The following is a 22,138-nucleotide window of genomic DNA, read 5'->3' on the forward strand; positions in this document are numbered from 1 at the left end:
CATTGGTTAGCTTCATTGATGCCTCCTAGTTCTCGAGAGGCCTAGCATACACTAATGTTTGCCATAGTTTTTAGCATTATTGAGATCGGCTCTAGTAGCCAATTCTTAGTTTAAAATCCTATTCTTTTCTTAGATAAACGTTCCTTACTTCAGGAATCTTTTGCAAAGTTTGAAGATAAAAATACGGCATCCTCAGATTGTTATATGAGACCTACCGTATCGTATTTCTACAGTAATTCACTAGCGGATAATCGAACATGCTCGGTGTCAAATCTCTTGCTCCCATCAATTGATACTGCTAACAGCCTTCTTAAGGCACTCTTTCAGGCTAAGAAAAGTCTCGTACCAATAGAATTCAGCGTGGACTATCAGGCGCGAATGATCATCAATGATGGCAAAGAGATAGGTTTTCCTGAACCCTTTCTCTTCGTGTCGAACTGATGGTCCATGCATGACATCGCATTGCCAGATGGCATTTGGGTGATCAGCCTCATAGCGACGACGATCATTAGGATCTACCTGCCTCTGATTGAGCCCCTGATCGCGAATAAAACGATAGATCGTAGCAAAGTTCATCTTATCGTCTTTTTTGATAGTCCCTGCTGCCTCATGATATTGATCATTGCTGGAACGGTGTAGATAGGATTTTCTTCCTTGAGCGCGCGAAGGGCTAGCCTCAATCTGGCATCCAGCTTTCGGTAGTGACCCCTGTCACTGCGGGTCTTGGGTATCAAGGATTCTATCCTACAACTTGACTGCTGATAGACATTGATCCATTTGCGGATGGTCCCTGCTGATATGCGAGTTTTGGTAGAGCCTGGAATCTTATAACTGGTAGCAACTTTCTCATGAATCAGCTTCTCCTTATGCCTCGGGGCATTAGAGGGAAACGGGGCTAATTGAGCTATGACTCGTGATTTGGCTACCGCGCCCTCTCCTGACCCGAGCTAAACTCATCTTTGAGCCGGTATAGGCTTCCTTCACTGATTTTGAAGCGTCTAGCTATAGCTGAAGCTGACTCACCTCGTGTCAATAGTGCCATCACAGCTTCAACCCTTTGCGCATTGCTAATCTGCAGCTTCTTACCCATGATACCTCCTTGTAACTCGTTAAGTTTACGACAGGAAGTGAATTTTCTCACTGTAGTGAGTCCAATTAACCCCGAGCAAGACACCATACTTTCGGTTTTATAATTCTTTTGAATAATGGTGTAGACCAAGTAAATATTTAGAAATAGACTGACAGAAACTAAATAGTTTCTGTCAGTCTATTTCTAAATATTTGAGGGTGCCATGCCTGAGAGTAGTATTCTTGTTACGGGTGGTTGCGGATACATAGGAAGTCACGTTGTTCGTCAACTGTCCGAATGCGGATATCAAGTGGTTATCATAGATAATCTAAGTACAGGCTCAAAAGAAAATTTGATCTATGATGAAAAACTAGTCGTTGGCGATATATCTGATAGTAAACTGGTGGAGTCAGTATTCTCTCAGTATAGATTTGATGCTGTATTTCACTTTGCAGCATCAATTATTGTGCCTGAGTCGGTTAAAATGCCATTAAAATACTATAGAAATAATACAGTCAATAGTATCAATATTTTTGACGCTTGCATAAGGTATGGAGTAAACAAAATTGTATTTTCTTCTACTGCTGCAGTTTATGGGGAAAATGAGTTGCTTCAAGTCACTGAGGACAGCCCTTTGAACCCAACGAACCCTTATGCAAGATCGAAGCTGATGGATGAATATGTACTCTCTGATATGAGAGCTGCTTTACCAAACTTAAGTTACGTTATATTAAGGTACTTTAACGTTGCTGGTTCTGATTTACTTGGCCGTATTGGTCCAAGAAATCCAAATGCGACACATCTGATTAAAGTAGCGTGTGAAGCGGCCTTAGGCATCAGGGATAAAGTTACGATTTTTGGTACAGACTACCCTACTCATGATGGAACTTGCATTAGAGACTATATTCATGTCGAAGATTTGGCCAAGGCGCATTTGGAGTCTTACAGATACCTCAGAGATGGCGGGGATTCTATAGTACTGAATTGTGGGTATGGCCGTGGCCTTTCTGTACGAGAAGTCCTTAAAGCTGTTGAATTAGCGCACAGAAAACCTATTAAGGTGTCTGAAGGATATAGGCGAATTGGCGATGTGAGTTCAGTCATTGCAAATTCAAATAGAATTAAGAAGCTTCTTAATTGGAGACCAGTGTATGAAGACATAAGCTCTATAGTTGAATCTGCTTATCACTGGGAAAAAAAACTAATTAGGAACTCAAATAGCGAGCGAAGAATATTTTCGGTTAACCAAAGTCTAGGTAGAGAAGTTACTTGACACCCTGACTCATAAAGAGGGCATTCATCAATTGGGATAATATCAAGAAAAAATATTTGGCAGGATAAAAGGTTGGGACTATTTCCTTACTGTTTTCTCGTCCTACCACTATACCTATTTTTTTCAGACATATATAGAGTAAATGAATTTTTCGATTCTCCATTTTGGGTCATCAATAATAATCGAGTATCGTCCTCAAAGCTAGTTGAAATAGGTACGTTCAATAAAAAGATTGGATCTCTGTCACAACCCCGAGGGATGGCTGCAAATAGAAGTATTTCGTCGATTCCAAGAAGCGATATTGAAAGATATAACTTTCGAAAAAATTTTGAAGAGAGCTTCTTGGAACAAGAGTTTCGTTTTCCAAAGACATTGAACTTAAAGTACTTTAGAGAAGATAATGTTCAGTTCGCTACTCTAATTCTTGACGATAGAATTTATTCAAAGCCAACGGATCGAAGGCAATTTTTCTCGGATACCATTCAATTTCGATTCAATAAACCCATACTTCCTGGGGTATACCGAGCAAGTCTTCTAGTCCAGCCTAACAATTCAACAATTGACATAGAAACCAAAATTGACTCGGAGGGTACTGTTTGGGCAGTAACAACTAGTGGAAGATATAAAGTTGGCTATATGGACTTTCTAGCATCATTATCAAAAAAAAGCATTGAGAGATTCTTAAGTGCAGTGTTAGGGATAGTATTTCTTGCAATTAGTATCGCTTTTGTTAGAACAAAATATTTCTTCATACTATTGACTATCAGCCTTGTAATCTCAGTTTTGGCAACTACAGACTCAATGAGCGGCCATGATGAGACAGCTCACTTAGATATGATGTACAGATCATTCCATGTTGAAGGTAAGGCTCCTGTTCAACTAGGGAGTTTCTACAATCAAAGCTATGACTTTATGGAGCAGAATGATTTTTATTACCTTCATAAGCTTCACCCAGTGAGGAATACCTGTATTCATCGTATTGTTGGTCATTGTGGTATATCCAGTCAGCCGATGAATTGGTATCAAGATATTTCTCTATTCAGCAATCCCTTGACTAGCCCCCATCAGTTCGTTTTTTATCATCAGGTAATCACTTTATTGCTGTTAATTATATGTATTACTTCGGCTTATTTTTTCCTGGAAAACGGATACTTCCAGGGATTTTTGGTTGGACTGATACTGTGCGGAGGATTTTGGAGCGCTATTCCCAGTATCACCAACGATATTCCATTATTCATTGGTGGATTTATGAGTCTCATTGCATTCTCTACGGGGAGTGAAAGGTGGAAAAAGTTCTGTCGACCAATTCTATCATTTGTTCTAGTAACAATATTTATTTTAATATTGAAATATTACGATAGATCCTGGATTACTATCTTTCTTATTATTCCGTTTCTTACTATCAATGAAATGGCTAATAATAATCAATCTAGATCGGTAGGATTCGGTAGAGCTGCTTTAGAACTGGTTTCAATTGTAATCTTATCAATCTTTCTAGCATTTTTGTTGGTTAAATTTTCAGATCGCTTCGTATTTTTTGACAGAAATATCTGGGATCTAATATCCAGCAATATCGATCACAAAATTTTATCGATTCTAGATGGTCCCCAAATTCTAAGTCTAAGCTTCTTCGGAGCAATTTTGAACGGTCATATAAAGTCTGTTTTTGGGACATTCGTGTGGGGACATTCTCAGTTTTCTGAGTGGATGTATATTTTCTGTGGCATAGTAGTCACGTTTTTGTCCACCCAAGGTTGGAAGAGCTATCGAGAAAGTACCACTGTCCTTAAAGCAAGCTTCATTGGGGTTGCAATGGTCGTTTCATATACTGCTTGTATATTGATAATAACATCGATCTCTCTTCCGTATGTTGATCATAGCAAGATCCTACTGGAATCATATACTAAAATTAGGTTGGTTGGCCCCTTGATATTTCTATACTTTATGTTTGTGGTAAGAGGGTTTGGCTCACTGAAAACAGACACACACGAAGTATTTGGACTGCGATTAGGAATTTTTTGTTATGTTGCATTGGTTAATATGTACTTTTTACCCAAATTCTTTTATTATGACAAGTTTTGGTAATCTCTAGCTATGATGTTGTAACACGTGAAATATGATTTTCTATTATTGGTATGAGACTTTTTCCTTCATTTGGAATAAAATCTCTCCAGTATTTAACCGACTGACTGTTGAATCGATTTTTCTTTAGAACCTCAGTCTTTAGAAACGGGTAGTCAAAATCCTTGAGAAGTAGATCCCATGCAAAGATTGTTGAGTTAAATGGTCCTCGCTGTACCCAGTCTTGATATTGAAACTTATCACCCATCATTTTGCAATGTTCGGCAATGTGAATGAAGGGAAAGAGGGGGTTGAGAGATATAGAGTGTCTTGCTGTTCGTCCACTTAAGCCCACCTCATATCTTACGATTATCTCTTCTTTGTCATCTAGAATTCCAATTTGGTCTATAAACTTTCTAAAGTATGGGTGCATAACAATTTGTGGTGTAAAACACAGAAAGAAGGACTGGATATGACGGCAGTTTTTTTCAAAGCTATCGTTCATTCCCCATAGTCCGGAAGTTTGTTTAAGTAGGAAGTTGTAAGTATTAGATATATCCCGAAAGGGCCCGTATACACTATCATTTAGAAAGAACAAGTGATTTCTCTCTAGGGCTTCAGGGCAGCTGATCAGGGCTTGCTTCCAAGAAGCAAAGTCTAGTCCAGTATTTTTTCGACTAATAATTTTGTGGGTATACTTTTTTGCTCTATCGATCTCATAAGGGCTAAGCTTGTCTGAAGTTGATATTAGGATAGGAGCAACTCCTATTTCACAGAGGAATTTAAGGTGGTGGATGACATAATTATCAATTAGGCCGTGAGGGTCCCAGTGAGCAAATAGTGCAAAATTTCTTTCCCCTGTATTTGCAATATTTCCGTCGACAGAGAAGTTGATACTTCTTTTAATTGAGTATTGGTTAACTATTGCTAGTTTTGCTGTCTGCCGCTCAAGAAATCGACCGATCTTTTCCATCATAAATTCTCATTGTTTTGCAGTAGTTGATTGACCAATCGCTTCGTTTGGATTGCAGTACCTTCTTCGTGTTGATCGGCGATATATCTGCTAATTCCTCGTCTAATGTTATCCCACAAGTGCTTAGAGTTATAGAGCCTAATACAGTCCTCAGCAAACTTGCCAGGGTTGTCGATGGCTGCAGTAAGGCAATTGATATTATCGGACCACCCCATCTGCTTTTCTATGATAGGTGTAACTACACAAGGTAGGCCGTAGCTACATGCATCGTAGGCTTTTTGAGGAATTCCGGCGGCGAAACGCGTGGGGACTACCATAACTCGATACTTTGAAAGCTCAACTTTTAAGTTATCCACTCTCCCTGCGAATACTAGGTTTGATTCGTACTTGCGGAAAACCGAGTTTTTTACAAGTCTATTGTATCCTACAAGTACCAGTTTTATTTCCGGAAGCTCTCTTTTTATTAAGGGAAATACCTTTTCCATAAACCAGATTATGGAATCCGAGTTTGGTGTAGGATGGCCATGTATGCTCCCAAGAAAAACAAGGTGTTTCCGGTTCTCAAATGTGTTGGAAGAGAAGTTATTCACAAGGTCATGACCTATAACAAACGCGCTGTTCTGATTCGGGTTGCTCAATTGCTTCAACTCGTTTTTTGAGACCGCTGTGACAAAATCGGCAAGTTTAGCTAGCTCAAACTCGCTATACTTTCTACTCCGGTAAACACTTTTTTCTGCTTTCCCTCGAACTTTTCGCTCAAGCAACTCTCTATTTGTAAAAATTGCCTCTGCGTCATAAATAACTTTAAGGGAACTGCTTCTGATACTTGAAAGACAATGATCTGCAAAGTATGACATATTGTGGGGGCGAGACACCCAAATATACTGATAAAAGTTACTTCGATCTTCTATGAAGGACCGAAGCTTAAACATCTTTCCTGAGGAGATAATTTCTACGCAACGTGGTAATTCACTGTATATCTCATGCCATCCGCAATCATTGCCGATTGTTGGATAGATGGTGACAAAGAAATCGTTGGAAAGTTGTTTTAGAATCTGAAGAGAGCGAGGAAAACCAGCACCTAAGAACGGTACGGGAGGACTATCGTCTATAAAAAGCAGTCTTGGCTTCATCTTAGTTGGAGTTCTATTCCAAAAAGAAGGCACTCCAGGTAGAGGCTTTGATTTCAGGAAATCTTTGTGTTTATTAAGAAACTTTACCCTGTTCCTATTCATCATACTTAATGCAAAATTTGAGAGTTGCGCGCTTCCAAACTCAAAGTGGGTGATCACTGCACGAGGTTGATATACCACTTTGTAACCTTGCTTTTGAAGCTCTATGCAATAGTCAGTTTCTTCGTAATATGCGGGAGCAAACTGTTCATCAAACATTCCTAGATTGCTAAAAAGCGAACTTCGAGTAAGTAGAAAAGCCCCAGAACAGTAGTCTGTATCTCGCTCAAACATGAATTCGCCGGAGTGAGGGTGACATCCTCGACCATAAGCGTGGCAAGTACCATCTCTCCAGATGACATTGCCAGCTTCTTGCAAGGAGCCATCTGTGAGAACAACACGACCACCAACGGCTCCAATTTTTCCGTCGCTTTGAATTGTTTTGAGAGCAGCAAAGAGTGTTCCTGGATAGACAACTGTATCGTTATTAAGAAACAAGATATTTGGGGCCCGAACATGCTTAAAGGCCTGATTACATCCTTTCAAGAATCCGATGTTTTCTCTATTCCTGATTACTGTACAGTTCTTAATTCTCTTCAGAATTTCGTTGGTCGAATCTATTGAACAGTTGTCGATTATTATGATCTCAGCATTTACTTCTCCTACACATCCTAATAGAGATTGAAGGCAAAGGAAAGATAGCTCAGCTTTGTTATAGAGGATAATGACTATGGATAGACTTGGTGTCTCAAATAGTGGGAACTTCAATGTGGAATCTGAAAATAGAAATCGAGAATATTCCTTCTGTGCTTGTTTGCTAAAATGGTCTTTGGAGATTCTAGTAAAGCTTACTTTCTCTGGCCTTGAAGTAATATGACTTGGAATAAACCTAGTGAAGCCATACTTGGCAAGGCGTAGGCCAAGTCCGGACCAATCCCTTTTGATAAGAAGTCTACTTGTAGTCAATGATTTTTTTAATAGACCCACACTAAATCCTAATTTGTAATTGTATTGGCAATATTTAGTGATTGTACTGATTGGTAGGAGGATATTAGATCTTGATCGTAGTTGTCTTTGTCAAATTGATCAATGACTTCAAATATTCTTATATCATGACGAATATCTATAGTCTGGGTTAAATCGTTATTGTGTATTGCGGCAGTTACTTTATAGGTGCCGCTGGCAAGGTCCAGCCTTTCAAATTCAAATCTAACGACTTTATTTCCGGTGGATAGCCCATCGTTCGAAGAAATTTTGTCAGCGAAGATCTTTGTATTTCCTCCGAATAACCTGATGTTATGGCAATTATTGATTGCGAATCCAATTATTGGTTCTAGCTTGTGTTTTCGTGGAATTTCAACTTGAATTTCTAAAAACCAGCCTTCTCCGGTAACTAAGCTTGAGTTCTTGGTTAAGGGGCCAATTTGAACCTTAGAAATTTTTCCATCTTTACCAAGATTTTGATCTTTTTCTTTTTGAAGTTTTTCTACACGAAGAGTTTCTAGCCTTAATGCTTCTGGCATCGCATCAAGTTCACGTTTTCTTAGTAGGCTCTTATAAAATGAAATCGCACTGGATGGGTGTCCTTCATAAGCAATCTTACCTTCATCGAAAACATAGATTTTATCGGCCATCTGTTTTACTGTATCTAGGTCGTGTGATACAAGTATCAACGTCGCTCCGGAGTTTCTAATATCTTCCATGCGTTTTAGACACTTCTTCTGAAAGCTGTCATCTCCAACAGCAAGAATTTCGTCGATTAGAACGACTTGAGCGTTAATGGAGGTCGTGCACGCGAAAGCAAGCCTCATATACATACCACTACTAAAAGTCTTCACTGGTAAGTCAAAATATCCTCCTATATCAGCAAATTTGATAATCGACTCAATGATTAAGTCGACTTCAGCTGGAAGTAAACCCATGAGTGTCGAAGATAAATAGACATTTTCACGTCCCGTTAGCTCAGGGTCGAAGCCTGCTCCTAGCTCGATTAGAGGAGCCACTTTTCCACTGATTGAAATTGATCCTGTCCGTGGTTTAATGATTCCAGCGAGGCACTTTAGGAGAGTAGACTTTCCCGAACCGTTATGGCCTATAAAGGCAATACAGTCTCCATTTCTTGCTTCTATAGAGACTCCTCTAAGCGCTCTTCGTATATAAGTTCTATGTTTACCATTGATCTTGTTTATCATGAACTCTTTAAAGGTATTTGTTCTAATATTCGGCAGTTTATACTCAACTGATACACCTACACAAGAAACTGCGAGTGATTCTTTAGATATCATAGACAAACTCATCTTTTAGCTTATTAAATGTAAGGTATCCAACAACTATAGACAGCATAGAGAACGCTGTAGCAGTTAACAATGCTTCAATTTCAGGTACTACTCCTGTGAACATTACATCTCGAGTTATATCTAAATAGTAGGTTAGTGGATTTAAGTCGAGAATCATCCGAAATTTCTCAGGAATGGCAGACTTGGGGTAGATGATCGGAGTAGAGTAAAAAAGAATCGTTAGAATAGGATCTAGAAGGTGGCCAATATCACGAAAACGAACATTGAGACTGGCTAATGTCAACGAAACACCGAATATGAAAGTTGCAAAAATTCCGATACATAGGGGAAGAAATAGTATAGTCAGGGGTAGATTGCCTTTTATTGCTATAGAGATTGCTGCAAAAGGTACCAACGATAGTAAGAAGTTAATCAGAACAGAAGATACACTAGCAAAAGGAAATAGCGATGCTGGAACTTTCACTTTTTTCAATAGGGAGCCGTTAAATAGAATACTATTGACACCAATACTCAAGCTTTGTTGGAAGAAGTTCCAAATTAGAATACCCGTCAATAGAAATAGAGAGTAATTTTTTACCTCAAAACGAATTATATATGAAAACACTGCAGACAAAACAGCCATATAGAGGAGTGGATTAAGCATACTCCAAAAGTATCCTAGGAGCGATCCACGGTATCGCAGTCTTAGGTCTCTTTTAATCAGTTGGACGATTAGTGAACGAGCGATCCTAATCTTTCTCAATTTGTAGTTAATTGAGCTAGAGATGGCCAGTTTTTTTCCGATCATTCAAGAATCCTTATTGGTATATTTTTTATATGCAGAAAGAATAAACTCTTTGCTGAAATTCTATGTTTATGCCACATTTCCACGACAAATAGCCTTGACCATTGACGATCTACTGGACGTTCATAGCAGAGTGAAGGTAAGATTATCTAACTCTAAAAACTTAGTGAACACATTATTATGGAAAATATTAGCTCTCTTGGTAGCTTCAATGTTAGATACAAAACAAAAAGTTGGATATTTAATATAACTGATTTGTTATTTTCTACAAATAGGACCCTACTTTTTCTTGCTGACTACTCGATTATAGTAATTGCATATATTCTATCAACTAGTCAAAGTCCCTTTGCCTCAGTAGCTCAAAAGACTGACTTTCATATTTACATAGGGTCATTTGTATTCGCTTCAATTTTCTGTCTCTCTGCATTGGGGTTAGGTTACTACGAAAGAACTAGACGATACTCATTTTATAAAGTCATAACAAATGGCGCTCTTTCTAGCTTGATAGCCCTTATTGCAACAATTTCTATCATGTACTTTGTTTTCTATGACGTGTTCGGACGTAAAACATTCCTCTGGGGTACGTGTGGTGGATATTTAGCAGTAACCGCTTTTAGATTGCTACTTTCTGTGGTTTACCGGCGAAACCCTTACAAATTTACAATTGTTGGTGACTCACCTATTCTAAGTGAGATGAAGGCTTTTTGCAGTGATCCTAATAATAGAGAAGTCAAGTACTTTCGTTATGTAGAGTGGCCATTTAGTGGTAATCAACCTAACTTAGAGTGCCTCAGTGAAAGGTTTTGTGACATAGTTTTTAGTAAAGAAGCTTTAAGTGCAGCTCATGCAGAGAATATAGCAGTATGGGCAGTAAAGAATGGATACAGAGTTTTTAATGAGAATGACATGTACTCCAGTCTCTTTGAAAAAGTTCAGTTGGATGCGATATCTAAGTCTTGGCTGATTGAGAAAGGCTTAAATGCAAGAAATTTCTCTACGGAGATATGTATGCGCTTGATTGATATATTATTGTCGCTTGTTTCTATCGTCTTCCTCTCTCCTATTTTTCTAGTGATTGCTCTATCCATATTTATTACGGACAGAGGGCCTGTACTTTTTAATCAGACCCGTATGGGTAGATACGGTAGACCATTTAAGATGTTCAAATTTAGAACTATGTATGTAGATAGGAGTTGTATCGAGGCTAGTGAAGGTTTTACGCGAAATGGAGATAATAGAGTAACGTCAATAGGAAAGCTACTACGCCCACTTCATTTAGACGAGCTGCCGCAGTTGATTAATATATTCTTGGGTCATATGTCTATTGTCGGGCCTCGTCCTGAAGCTGTAGGATTCGCGCAAAAGATGTCGAAGGAGATTGATCTGTACGAGATGAGATATTTGGTCAGGCCAGGCTTGACAGGTCATGCTCAACTTATGGCCGGATATGCTATGGATACAGTCGACGATACCAAAGTTAAGCTTTCCTTCGATTTTTTCTTTTTAATAAACTATAATATTTTCTTTTACCTTCGAATTGTTTTACGAACTGTCTTTGTGGTGCTCAGATCTGCTCTTGGTAGGAGGTCCTTAGAATAAAGTCAAGCCTACGCTTCTCTATTATCTCACTATGAACTAAATTAGCGACGTCTTCTTTAGGAACGACAATGCCCCGATTTGCTCTACAGAAATTGATCATCTGTATATGATTGTTGTTGATAGATTGTTCCGTATTCTCAATCTGGAGTATCCAAGGTTTTAGGTCATGTGAAAGGAATATGGATTCCTGATACCCTAAGATAGTTGGAAAGCCCCACGCTAAATAGTCACGCGTTTTAAGGGGGCATGCCTCTTTAAGCCCACAGCGATGAATCGCAAGACTGGAAACAGCGATATCACATGACTCCACAGCTGCTTCTAGTGCGAGATTGGACAGAAATCCCGCATAATTTACATTGTGGAGCGTACTCTTAGCTAGAAAATTTCCAATCATCAGTAATTCGATCTCATCTTTGTAGTATTCAGCAAAATTGTAAAGCTTGTCTACGCCGTGCCATGGGTATTCTTTTGAAACCATGAATAGCAAACGGATTTTTCTACCGACATTGCCCTTTTTCCGGATGGTTGTTTGATGTATGTCAATGCTGTTATATGCAACATGAGTTGGTTTGTTGAATTTCGATATTGAAGTGTCTGATGCAATTTCGTGAGTAACAGTTACGAATTTTTCGGCCATCCTAAAGACATACGATCTAGTCATCCGGTTGTATCGTTCTACCAGGTGGGAGAGAAGGCTCCTACTTGTCAAAGATTCCCGCTCTTTCAGATCGAGCATGTTTATCTCAACGGTAACGTCAGCTTGCTTCTTTAGCTTGTATATTGCAATCATGAACGGTTTTAGAAGTTCATATCGCATGTAGATATTCGTTGGACTATATTCGGAAACCGAATCTAGTAGTTTAGGAAAGTTTAAAAACTTCGCGAACTTATATTCCGAATCAATAAACTTGACTCCACTAGGCGATGCAAAAATGTATTCATATTGAAAATCGAATTGAGGTAGCTGATTACCCTCAATGTAGGGTGGAATTAAGAAAAAAGCTTTAGTTTGTACTCCTAAGTCATTCCATGAACGGATCTGATCAATAATTTTTTTAGACAGACCATCATATTTCCATATCTCTACGGTGACTATGTAGGCAACTTTCACGTTTAGGTATCCCTTAAATTTATATTTATCTTGATGATTCCATTTTGCTTGGTCATAGTATGAACTAAGCAAACAAAATCGACAATGCGGTCGACTCTAAAGCTCTGGGAGGGTGTCTTTGTATAATGCTCTTGAAATGCGTTATATGAGCCCCATGACTATATTTCTAATAATAGGTTATTTACTGGTATTGCTACGGGGACCATTGTCATTTTGGTTCGGAGGTCTTTCGAACTTTATAGTTCTTTTAGGGTTTTTGGTACCTGCACTAGTCTTTACTATTAGAAAGCTAAATTGGAAGGTTTCACTTAATGGAACGGTTGTATCAGCATTTTTGTTCAATTTGTACATTTTGATATTAGCAGCCCTGGGAGACGAACCTATAAGATCGTTTCTTGGTTTAATGCTATTTAACTACTACTTTATTCTCTTCTACTTCATTCACCTTGCTCAGTGCAACAACCTATCAAGATTGTCAGATATCAAATACGTTATTTGGTTTATCCTAGTAGTTCTAGCAGCATTTTCCTCCGTCGAAATTATATTCGATTTTCCCTTGTCGACTTTTAGGCAATACAGGAATCCACCGCCCCTTGATCGCATATATGCCCCTTTTCGGATCTCATCTAGCATAGGATCTACTCTACCGTTTGGTGTAGTTATGTCATATGTTTGTATCTACTTTTTCAACAGGCTTTTGTATCGTTATAGTAGTGCGAATACCATAGCTCTGATCATTTCTATTTTCTTAGTCCTTGGAACATATAGCAGAGGTGCACAAGGGACTGTAATCACAGGACTAATAATAGCTTCATTTATTAGATTCATAATTGGTGTAAATTCACCTGGTCTGCTGAAATTGAAGTTGTCTGGCTTTTACCTATTTGGTGTAACTATTGGAAGTCTGTCTTTACTGGGGCATGCTTTTCTTCCAAAGGCGCTCACCCAGAGAATTTATAACATATTCAACTGGACTACTGAAACCTCTAACGTAAATCGATTTGGCTCGTGGAAAGGAGTTATTGGAACATTAGAAAATTGGCAGGATTGGCTTTTTGGAAGGTCTTTAGGAACCTATGGTAATGCACTAAGTTACTTTGATTTACCGGTTGGGGTTACGCTCAAAACCGTCACTGAATCTTACTACCTTAAAATTCTGGCTGAGACTGGTTTACTAGGTCTATTCCTTTTCATGTGTATAATTATATCTGCCGGCTATCATACTTATCGTTCATATTGCCTTTCCAACAACATAGAGACAAAAGTTCTTGCTTCATTTTGTTTCTCTGCATTATTTGCTCACGGAATAGAGTTGTTGTTCCTTCAGTCTCTTGAGTCAACAAGCGTAGGGTTCATATTTATGTATACACTTGCTATTTCTAGTTCGATTTCTTCCAAAGCTGAATATGAGGCTAAATACGGTGGATAGCTACTTAGATCTAAGGGTTCTTTTGAAATTAGCTTGGGCTAATATATTATACATAGTTTGGATAGTTCCTCTTATTTTGATCATAAGTTATAGCTATCATCTTAATAACCCTCCCCGCATTGAAAGAATCTATGACATAAAAATTATCTCATATTCACAAGAGGTGTTTAGAAAATTTCAATCTACAGAATCTGAAATTGTATCGCAGGTAGAAACTACTGTTGGGAAAAATATTTGTTCTGGAAGGTTCTGTGAGAACATGAGGTTAGATATAGTATATTCGACGAACTATGTTAGACTGAAGACATCGCACATGAGTGAATCTGAATCGGAGATTATTGCCTTTCATTTTAAGGAATTTTTAGAAAATAGAGTGCAATTCTCCGGAGTCAACGCTGTTCCTAAGCGTGATGAAAAAATCATCGAATTGGTTGGTGAATCAATCAATCTGATTTATGACCTGCAAGTAATTTACAACACACTAGTTCAAGAATTCTTGAATCGCAAGTTTTCCAATACAGATGGATTAGACTCGAAATTCTATAATAATAACTACTCTAGTATAGTCAATAAGGTTCTCTATGAGATGGAATCTGCTTCTCAAAGAGCAGCTAGAGCCTTTAGGGATTATTCACTCCACATGCCAAGTTCTTCTGTGGAGAACAAGAGATTGGAACTAAATAGTCTTCTAGAAAGAAAATACAATCTAGAAAAGGAGTTTCTCATTAAAAAAGAAAAGATAGAGAACTACTATCTATATTTCGACTCTCTGCAGGAATCACAATTAATCACTCCTGTAATGTTGAGTGATCCTAAACTTCAAAGTAAGAACGAGAGCGTCTATCAAACAATCTCGATAAGAGGTGGGATAGTTGCAACCTTAAGTTGCATTTTGCTAATTCTTACTTACCTGATATTCCTGATAGTTAAGTATAAGAGTCAGGTCTTCATATCGGTAACGAAAGTATGAATGAAAGATTCACTGTACTTTTGCCAGTATATGCTCTTGACCATCCAGAAAGGCTATCTGTCTGTCTTGAGTCAATCACAAGGCAAGTTCCAAAACCTCAAGAAATCGTAATAGTAATAGATGGTCCAATTGGCGGCAAACTTAAACAAGTTATTCACGACTATGCTTATAAAAAAAATTTGGAGATAGCTTTTAGAATAATATTGAATGAAATTAATTTAGGTCTTGGACGATCCCTGTCTAAGGGGGTTTTAGAATGTTCGAATGATCTAATTGCTCGAATGGATGCTGATGATGAAGTTGTTGATGGGAGATTCACCCGGCAAACCATGGAATTCGAGGCAAACCCTGATCTAGTCTTGGTGGGAGGACATATTTGTGAGGTTGAAGACACAATGCACAAGAATTCTACTGAACAATGTGTTCGACGCGGTATTTTGGGAGTCGAAAGAATACGGAATCAGGCACCATTCAGAAATCCTTTCAATCATATGACGGTGATGTTTCGAAAAAGTGCTGTGCTCAAAGTTGGCAACTATAGGCCAGTACCTTGCTTTGAAGATTATTACTTATGGATGAGAATGCTTAAAGCTGGTTACCATATGGATAATATAGACTCAATACTTGTCCGCGCTACAATTGGTAATGGAATGATAAAGCGCAGAAGTGGTTTTGACTATGTAGTAAACGAAATCAAATTCTTCAAGAGATTACTAGAAGAGAATCTGATTTCAAGTAGTACATATATGAAAATTGTCGCGGTGAGATTACCCTTGCGTTTACTGCCAGAACGTTTATTGAGATTTGTGTATCAGGATATATTAAGGGACAGATATGCTAGTGGAATGCCGCAATCTAGATGATGAAACATGGACTGACATTTGTATTATTGGTTCAGGGCTTGGAGGGGGGACTCTCGCGTTGCAGCTTGCAAATACTGACAGCAGAATCTTCCTAATCGAAGCTGGCAACTCTATTAGAAGCAGCTGTTCAGCTGTTCAGCATCGTAGTGTGGGCAGAGCATTTAAACTTAATCCAACCCGAGCTATTGAAGTCGGTGGAACTTCGAACCTTTGGCATGGAGTCCTTGCGCCGCTCGATGAAATAGATTTTCAATATAGAGAATGGATTCCCCACAGTGGGTGGCCGATTAAGCTCTCAGATCTAAAGCCATGGTACGACAAAGCAGGCATGTTTTTAGGTATTAAGTCGTCTCATTTGTTTGATGTGGATATACTAGAAAAAGAGCTCGGTATTAGTCGGTATGACTTGCCTATAGTGCGAGATGTCATTGATAACAAGGTTTTTCAGCAGCCACAGCCGGTGACTGATCTTAAATCTAAGTTAATGTGGGCTTCAAAAAAATATAGCAACTTCACTATAGTTTCAAATGCGGTAGCCCTAGAATTGAAATCATCTAGTGCAATAAGGGATAGGATAGACAACCTTGAAGTTGGTTGTTTATCGACCCGAATAACAAAGAAGATCAGAGCAAATATCTTTATAGTGTGTGCAGGGGCCTTAGAGTCGCCGCGTCTTCTACTAAATTCTTGCAAGTTTAAGCCTGGTTCAAAATACAATAAGTATAACAATATAGGCGCGTTCTTGATGGATCACCCTATGGGAAATCTAGTTCAGGTGAAGTTTCGTCGTCCTACGGTCGCGAGAATGTATAGTGACTTTAAAGGGGAGTCAAGTGTCAAAGTTAAATCCGGAATTGTATTCAGAGATTCGATACAGCGACTAGAGCGGCTTCCTAACCACAATTTTTATGTACGACCAAGTTTTAAGGAGGGAATCAACAATGAGACAGAGACTCTGAAATTGTACCTGTTGACTCTTAAAAGAGGAAAGCTAAGTCTATCCAAAATACTGAAAGTGATTTTTAGCATAAACTTGGTTTTACAAATCTTAGTATATAAGTTAAGTCTTCGTGTTAAGTACAGATTTGCAGATCTTTTTTTTGTTACAGAACAGGTTCCGAGCCGCGATAGTTATGTGTCTCTATCTCATGAAAAAGATGACTTTGGCTATCCTATTGCTTCCGTAAACTGGAATGTTTCTGATATTGACTTAGTATCTATGGAAAAGTCTTTAGGTTACGTAAGGCAAATATTCTCTGATAGGTATTTTGAATTTGTACACGAAGATAAAGATATTGATTGGAAAAACTCTTTTACCTCTGCTGCCCATCATGTTGGTACTCTAAGGATGGCTAAAGGACCGGAGGATGGAGTCGTCGATAAGAATCTGAAGGTTTTTGGATTAGATAACCTTTATGTCTGTGATGGTTCTGTTTTTCCTACATCAGGTAATGTTAACTCAGGTCTGACTATTGTAGCTTTGGCTTTTCGTCTGGCTCGATATCTGAGAGGTTTGAAATGACAAAGTTGTTATCTATCGGATTAACTGGTTTTATAGGAACAAACTTTCTAAGATCGTATGTGAACAATTTTGAGAAGATTCATATCTTAACTAGACATAGTAGGCCACAAGTTTTAGCTCCCAATATAGACGCTAGTACCTTGGATGAAGTGGCTTCAATCAATGACGAATTTGATTGGGGCTTGTATATGGCTCATGATCATACAGATTTATATGCAAACATTGATTTGTTCAGAAGTTTTCTTCAGGTGTGCGAGAGACTAAGTGTCAAAAGATTGATTGTGTTGAGTTCTTTTGTAGTTTACGACTTTCTTCATGAGGAACGAATATCGATAAACTCTTCATATATCAAGATTGGTGAACCGTATATTCAAGTAAAACAGAAACTGGAATTTATTGCGGAAAGATACAGCTTGGAAAAAGACGCTCAAGTTTATGTCCTTCAACCTGCAGTCGTTCTGGGGGAAGGGGGGGCATGGGATAGATTGATTAGATCTCTATCAGAATGTCATAAGATTGGTTTATATGGAAATGGTTCATATCGGTGTAACTGGGTTCATGTAGAGCAGGTTTCTGAAAAAATTATAGATATTATTATATCCCAAAGTGCAAGTACAGATACAGATAAGTTTAAGAAATATATAGTCAGTAATGGTAGTACTGATGAAACGTGGAAGGATTTACTTGTTGTTGGGGGAGAATTGGAAAAGATTGAATCTCCCAATAATAGGCGTTATCACAATAATATGATGATGAATCTGGCTTTGATTATCATCTTCGCAATACCTTCCTTGCGAATAAAATCCTATATCCTAAAAAAAGTAAGAGCAAAAGGCTCTAATTCTAAATTTCCATCAATTTGGTTTCCTATAGGTCTAACAAGAATTGTAATGAGTCGCAACTATAGTCTTAATTAGAAATCTCGATGTTTAGTTTAATGTAGAAAACTTATTATTCTTTGGCTGGTATCGCCGGCGCCAAATAAGTTAGAGCGATGCACTACATCAGAGTTAATAGCTTTTCTGTACTTGGATAAGATCATATCTAAATCAGAACCACATAAAAATGCCGAATTTTGTTCGATGAGCTCTAGCCATTCAGTTTGTTCTCTCAGAATTATCGCGGGTTTTTTTAAGAAGTAGGCTTCTTTTTGAAGTCCTCCTGAGTCTGTCATGACTAAATCACACCTTTTAACTATCTGAAGAAGCTCTATATATCCCAAAGGATTGCTAACTTGAATATTAGGGTGAAGGTTAAGCTTGAATTTCTTCAAGCTGTTTTTAGTTCGTGGGTGAATCGGAAATATCACGTTTGCTTCCTGAGCTATGCTTCCAATAGCATTGATCATAGAAGTTAGTTTGTCAGGCGAGTCGACGTTTTCTTGGCGATGTAAAGTAACGAATATATTTTTTTTGTCGCTTCGGAGTCTATTCAGAATTGTTTTGTCAAATGATTCTGAGTTACCGAACATCTTAACAGCATCATACATAATGTCGCCAGTATTTTCGACAATACATGGAATATTTTTAGATAGATTTACGCTAGGAATGCCCTCATTGGCTAGATTATAAACGGCTGTTTTAGTTGGACAGAATAGAAATTTGGATACTCTATCGGTTAAGATTCTATTGATTTCCTCAGGCATGGACATGTTGAATGATCTTAAACCGGCTTCTATATGGGCAATTGGAATACCTATTTTTGAAGCAGCGATTGCTGCTGACAACGTAGAGTTTGTATCTCCAAATACAACAACACAGTCAGGATTTTCGATTAGAAGTATATGCTCAATATGCTGGATCATTTTACCTGTCATAGAGCCATGAGAACCACCATTTATAGCAAGGTTGTATACTGGCCTTGGAATCGACATTTGTTCGAAAAATACGTCAGACATTTGAGGGTCGTAGTGTTGTCCAGTATGCACAATTACTTCGTTGATACCGTTGAAATTTTTTATTTGTTGAGATAGTGCCGCAGCTTTAATGAACTGAGGTCGTGCCCCTACGACAGTGCAGATTTTCATAGGTAAAAATTCCTAACTGTTTCACAAATTAGATTTTGGTCTTTGGTCCTGAGATAGGGGCTCATAGGCAGGCTAAGAACACTTATTATAGCTTGTTCGGCGTTTTTTAGTTCTCCACTAGTTTTCATGAAGGGCTCCATTGCTACTTGATTATGCAGAAGTATTGGGTAGTACACCATCGAGGGTATGCCGTGTTCTTTGAGATGAGAGAGTAGAAGATCTCTTCTTTCTGCAGCAATCGTATATTGACCAAATACATGTGTTTGACCAAAAGGTGTATGTGGTATGCCCACAATACCTTCTAGATAGGAATTGTATCGGTTCGCTACCTCTTGTCTGAGTTCAATTTCCTCTTTGAAGATGTCTAGCTTTTTTAAAAGGATTGCTGCTTGAATCGAATCGAGACGGCTATTTATTCCTATCTCTCTTTGGAAGTACCTTTTAGACTGTCCGTGAGTTCGTAGAATCTTTATCTTCTCAGCTATTTCGTTGTCACTTGTGAAAATAGCTCCACCGTCACCATAGCACCCCAGAGGCTTCGAAGGAAAAAAGGAAGTTGTAGCAATATGGGACAGATTGCAAGACCATCTGTTGAAATACGTTGCGCCGAAGCTCTGAGCCGCGTCTTCTATTACGACTATTTTGTATTTGGCTGCGATCTTATTGATGGCTTGAAAATTGGAGCACAATCCATAAAGGCTCACAGGGATGATCGCTTTGGTTCGATTGCTTATGGCACCCTCGATAGCTTTATGGTCGATTTGATAAGTGCGTAGATCAATATCCACAAATACAGCTGTAGCACCTAATAGAGCAATAACTTCTGAAGTAGATATGAATGAAAAAGTACTTGTAATAACTTCATCACCGGGTCCTATCCCCAATGCCATGAGCGCAAGCAATAGCGCATCAGTCCCATTTCCACAACTGACACAGTGTTGTGCTCCAGTGAACTCGGCTAATTTGAACTCTAGTTCCTGAACTTCCGGACCCATGATGTACTTTCCGTGGTTCAAAACATCGTTAATAGCTCCCTGAATCGAATCTCTGATTTTCTGTTGTTGCAAGGATAAATCAATAAATTCCATTGCGCCTTTAGGACTCCAATACTAGTGTTTCGTCGTTTTTTAGAGTATATTTTAATCCACACCGACAAAAAGCAGTGAGTTTATTGTTAAGACTCAGACGTAGTCCGCACGCGCACATCCACCCAACCTGTTTTCCAGGGTTGCCGAGTACCAGGGCAAATGGTTTGACGTTTTTTGTTATCACTGTACCGGCACCAATAAAGGCGTATTGACCAATTTCGACCCCACAGACAATAGTCGCATTTGCTCCAATCGTGGCGTGTTTGCGAACTACGGTATCACGGTATTCTGATTTACGATCAATATGGCTTCTAGGATTGATTACATTTGTGAAAACCATGCTTGGTCCACAGAAAACTCCATCCTCTAAAAAGACATTATCGTAGAGTGAAACGTTGTTCTGAACTTTAACATTGTCACCAATTCTGACATTATTGCCAACAAATACATTTTGACCTAGAGAGCAAGAAGATCCTATTTTAGCTCCACTACAGATGTGAACCCAGTGCCAGATACGTGTTCCCTCACCTATTCTTGCCCCTTTGTCTACTATTGCAGTCTCATGCTGAGTATATTCCGTCATAATCTAAGCCTTCACCAAATTACTGAATGATTTTTGATAGATTCCTCTAGTGTCTATTATTGTATTGCTATGTTTCTTAATGAGATCATAGTCGAATTTATCATGATCAGTGGCCAAGATTACTACATCGAATGAAGCAAGGGAGTCTTTCGTTATAGTGACACTTCTCAGGTTAAATTGGTGGTCTCGCATTCTGGGGAAAGTGTCAACGTGCGGATCAGAATATGAGATTAGAACACCCTTATCACGTAGCTTTTCCATGATATACACGCTTGGCGACTCTCTCATGTCATCTACATTTTTTTTGTATGCTATTCCAAGAATTAGTATTTTGCTGCCTTTTAGGGACTTACCTAGGTTGTTAAGTGCATCGGTGGTTTTTGAAACGACATAGTCAGGCATGCCATTATTTATTTCTCCAGCTAACTCTATAAATCTTGTGTGGAGTCCATATTCTCTAGCTTTCCAGGTCAGATAGAATGGGTCTATCGGTATACAGTGGCCTCCTAATCCAGGGCCGGGGTAGTAAGCGGTAAAGCCAAAAGGCTTTGTAGCAGCGGCCGCAATTACTTCGTGTATGTCTATGCTCATTCTATCAGCGAGTATCTTCATCTCATTTACTAGACCGATGTTCACTGCTCTATGAATGTTTTCTATGAGCTTTGTCATCTCAGCAGTTCTAGTCGAGCTAACTGGGACTACTTGATCAATGATTTGCTGATATAGCGTCATACCAGCTTCTAAACAATTTGGTGTTACTCCGCCACAGATTTTTGGAATTGTTTTTGTCGTAAACTTGGTGTTGCCCGGGTCTTCTCTTTCGGGGGAGAAAACGAGATGGATATCTCTGCCAACGATTAATCCTTGCTTTTCAATTCTAGGTGCGAGCTCTTCCTCAGTTGTTCCTGGGTATGTTGTACTCTCGAGGGATACTAATTGCCCCTCCCTAAGGTACGGTTGAATGCTTTCGATAGTCCCAATAACAAATCTTAAGTCAGGTTCCCTATACTTGTTTAGAGGAGTAGGAACACAAATAATGAGAACGTCACAATCTCTTGCTTTGCTAAAATCTGAAGTTGCTGTGAATCCTGATTTCTGAGCTTTTTGAATCGACTCATCTGATATATGCTCGATGTAGGACTTTCCGCTATTCAGGTTTTCTAGCTTGACGATATCAATGTCAAAACCTATTACTTTAAATCCAACCTCTGAAAATCTTATCATCAAAGGGAGGCCTACATATCCCATGCCGAAAATCCCAATAGCTGACTCTCTACTCTCGATACGGTCAATAATATTTGTAGTCATTATTATTCTC

At 38.7% G+C, this 22,138-nt stretch carries 20 protein-coding genes; 8 read left to right on the forward strand and 12 right to left on the reverse strand.

The annotated features are described in order from the left end of the window. Positions 1-285: 285 nt before the first annotated feature. From B9N89_RS26985 to B9N89_RS31575, 3 genes are all read right to left on the reverse strand, one after another. Complete coding sequence (locus tag B9N89_RS26985; RefSeq protein WP_132324864.1) at positions 286-576, reverse strand: DDE-type integrase/transposase/recombinase; 291 nt, start codon at positions 574-576, stop codon at positions 286-288. Next, on the reverse strand, positions 573-734 hold the full coding sequence (locus B9N89_RS31570; protein ID WP_159455666.1) for a hypothetical protein: 162 nt from the start codon (positions 732-734) through the stop codon (positions 573-575). The genes B9N89_RS26985 and B9N89_RS31570 overlap by 4 nt, the downstream gene beginning before the upstream one ends. Before the next feature lie 188 nt (positions 735-922). Then, complete coding sequence (locus B9N89_RS31575) at positions 923-1,090, reverse strand: helix-turn-helix domain-containing protein (protein ID WP_159455667.1); 168 nt, start codon at positions 1,088-1,090, stop codon at positions 923-925. Between the two features lie 202 nt (positions 1,091-1,292). On the opposite strand from B9N89_RS31575, the gene galE reads away from it, so the two are divergent. Both galE and B9N89_RS27000 read left to right on the forward strand, forming a co-directional pair. Next, positions 1,293-2,342: a UDP-glucose 4-epimerase GalE gene (gene galE / locus B9N89_RS26995; RefSeq protein WP_132324858.1), complete on the forward strand. Its 1,050-nt coding sequence runs from the start codon at positions 1,293-1,295 to the stop codon at positions 2,340-2,342. Between the two features lie 258 nt (positions 2,343-2,600). Beyond that, positions 2,601-4,427, forward strand: coding sequence for a hypothetical protein (locus B9N89_RS27000; RefSeq protein ID WP_234996175.1), 1,827 nt, complete (start codon positions 2,601-2,603; stop codon positions 4,425-4,427). A gap of 7 nt (positions 4,428-4,434) precedes the next feature. On the opposite strand, the gene B9N89_RS27005 is transcribed toward B9N89_RS27000, so the two are convergent. The 4 genes from B9N89_RS27005 to B9N89_RS27020 are packed head-to-tail and all read right to left on the reverse strand — an operon-like array spanning position 4,435 to position 9,632. Beyond that, positions 4,435-5,379 (reverse strand): rhamnan synthesis F family protein, encoded by a 945-nt coding sequence (locus B9N89_RS27005; protein ID WP_132324852.1) that lies wholly within the window; start codon positions 5,377-5,379, stop codon positions 4,435-4,437. Continuing rightward, positions 5,376-7,535 carry a glycosyltransferase gene (locus B9N89_RS27010; RefSeq protein ID WP_159455668.1) on the reverse strand — a complete coding sequence of 720 codons (2,160 nt, stop codon included), beginning with the start codon at positions 7,533-7,535 and terminating at the stop codon, positions 5,376-5,378. The genes B9N89_RS27005 and B9N89_RS27010 overlap by 4 nt, the downstream gene beginning before the upstream one ends. 8 nt (positions 7,536-7,543) lie before the next feature. After that, the gene (locus tag B9N89_RS27015) at positions 7,544-8,833 is read right to left on the reverse strand and encodes an ABC transporter ATP-binding protein (protein WP_159455669.1); all 1,290 of its coding nucleotides are present in this window, start codon (positions 8,831-8,833) and stop codon (positions 7,544-7,546) included. Next, positions 8,823-9,632 (reverse strand): ABC transporter permease, encoded by an 810-nt coding sequence (locus B9N89_RS27020; RefSeq protein ID WP_132324844.1) that lies wholly within the window; start codon positions 9,630-9,632, stop codon positions 8,823-8,825. The genes B9N89_RS27015 and B9N89_RS27020 overlap by 11 nt, the downstream gene beginning before the upstream one ends. 177 nt (positions 9,633-9,809) lie before the next feature. On the opposite strand from B9N89_RS27020, the gene B9N89_RS27025 reads away from it, so the two are divergent. Then, entirely contained in the window at positions 9,810-11,228 is a 1,419-nt protein-coding gene (locus tag B9N89_RS27025; protein WP_132324841.1) for a sugar transferase, read from the forward strand. Here B9N89_RS27025 and B9N89_RS27030 read toward each other — a convergent pair. Next, positions 11,194-12,339 (reverse strand): glycosyltransferase family protein, encoded by a 1,146-nt coding sequence (locus B9N89_RS27030; protein WP_132324838.1) that lies wholly within the window; start codon positions 12,337-12,339, stop codon positions 11,194-11,196. The two genes, B9N89_RS27025 and B9N89_RS27030, sit on opposite strands and share 35 nt — an antisense overlap. Before the next feature lie 661 nt (positions 12,340-13,000). Between B9N89_RS27030 and B9N89_RS31580 the strand changes: the two genes are divergently transcribed. The 5 genes from B9N89_RS31580 to B9N89_RS27055 all read left to right on the forward strand — a co-directional run bounded on the left by B9N89_RS31580 (position 13,001) and on the right by B9N89_RS27055 (position 18,040). Next, positions 13,001-13,768 carry an O-antigen ligase family protein gene (locus B9N89_RS31580; protein WP_159455670.1) on the forward strand — a complete coding sequence of 256 codons (768 nt, stop codon included), beginning with the start codon at positions 13,001-13,003 and terminating at the stop codon, positions 13,766-13,768. 313 nt (positions 13,769-14,081) lie between these two features. Continuing rightward, positions 14,082-14,738 carry a hypothetical protein gene (locus B9N89_RS27040; RefSeq protein ID WP_234996176.1) on the forward strand — a complete coding sequence of 219 codons (657 nt, stop codon included), beginning with the start codon at positions 14,082-14,084 and terminating at the stop codon, positions 14,736-14,738. Beyond that, complete coding sequence (locus tag B9N89_RS27045; protein WP_132324831.1) at positions 14,735-15,601, forward strand: glycosyltransferase; 867 nt, start codon at positions 14,735-14,737, stop codon at positions 15,599-15,601. Before B9N89_RS27040 ends, B9N89_RS27045 begins: the two co-directional genes overlap by 4 nt. Further along, positions 15,573-17,123 carry a GMC oxidoreductase gene (locus B9N89_RS27050; RefSeq protein ID WP_132324827.1) on the forward strand — a complete coding sequence of 517 codons (1,551 nt, stop codon included), beginning with the start codon at positions 15,573-15,575 and terminating at the stop codon, positions 17,121-17,123. The genes B9N89_RS27045 and B9N89_RS27050 overlap by 29 nt, the downstream gene beginning before the upstream one ends. After that, positions 17,120-18,040 (forward strand): NAD-dependent epimerase/dehydratase family protein, encoded by a 921-nt coding sequence (locus B9N89_RS27055; protein WP_132324824.1) that lies wholly within the window; start codon positions 17,120-17,122, stop codon positions 18,038-18,040. Before B9N89_RS27050 ends, B9N89_RS27055 begins: the two co-directional genes overlap by 4 nt. 17 nt (positions 18,041-18,057) lie before the next feature. Here B9N89_RS27055 and wecB read toward each other — a convergent pair whose 3' ends face one another. The 4 genes from wecB to B9N89_RS27075 are packed head-to-tail and all read right to left on the reverse strand — an operon-like array spanning position 18,058 to position 22,128. Further along, positions 18,058-19,149: a non-hydrolyzing UDP-N-acetylglucosamine 2-epimerase gene (gene wecB, locus B9N89_RS27060; protein ID WP_132324821.1), complete on the reverse strand. Its 1,092-nt coding sequence runs from the start codon at positions 19,147-19,149 to the stop codon at positions 18,058-18,060. Further along, complete coding sequence (locus B9N89_RS27065) at positions 19,146-20,237, reverse strand: DegT/DnrJ/EryC1/StrS family aminotransferase (protein WP_132324818.1); 1,092 nt, start codon at positions 20,235-20,237, stop codon at positions 19,146-19,148. Before B9N89_RS27065 ends, wecB begins: the two co-directional genes overlap by 4 nt. Positions 20,238-20,244: 7 nt before the next feature. Then, entirely contained in the window at positions 20,245-20,820 is a 576-nt protein-coding gene (locus B9N89_RS27070; protein ID WP_132324815.1) for an acyltransferase, read from the reverse strand. A 3-nt stretch (positions 20,821-20,823) separates the two neighbouring features. After that, positions 20,824-22,128, reverse strand: coding sequence for a nucleotide sugar dehydrogenase (locus B9N89_RS27075; RefSeq protein ID WP_132324812.1), 1,305 nt, complete (start codon positions 22,126-22,128; stop codon positions 20,824-20,826). Between the last annotated feature and the right edge of the window lie 10 nt (positions 22,129-22,138).

This window comes from Pseudobacteriovorax antillogorgiicola (assembly GCF_900177345.1).
Lineage (GTDB): Bacteria > Bdellovibrionota_B > Oligoflexia > Oligoflexales > Oligoflexaceae > Pseudobacteriovorax > Pseudobacteriovorax antillogorgiicola.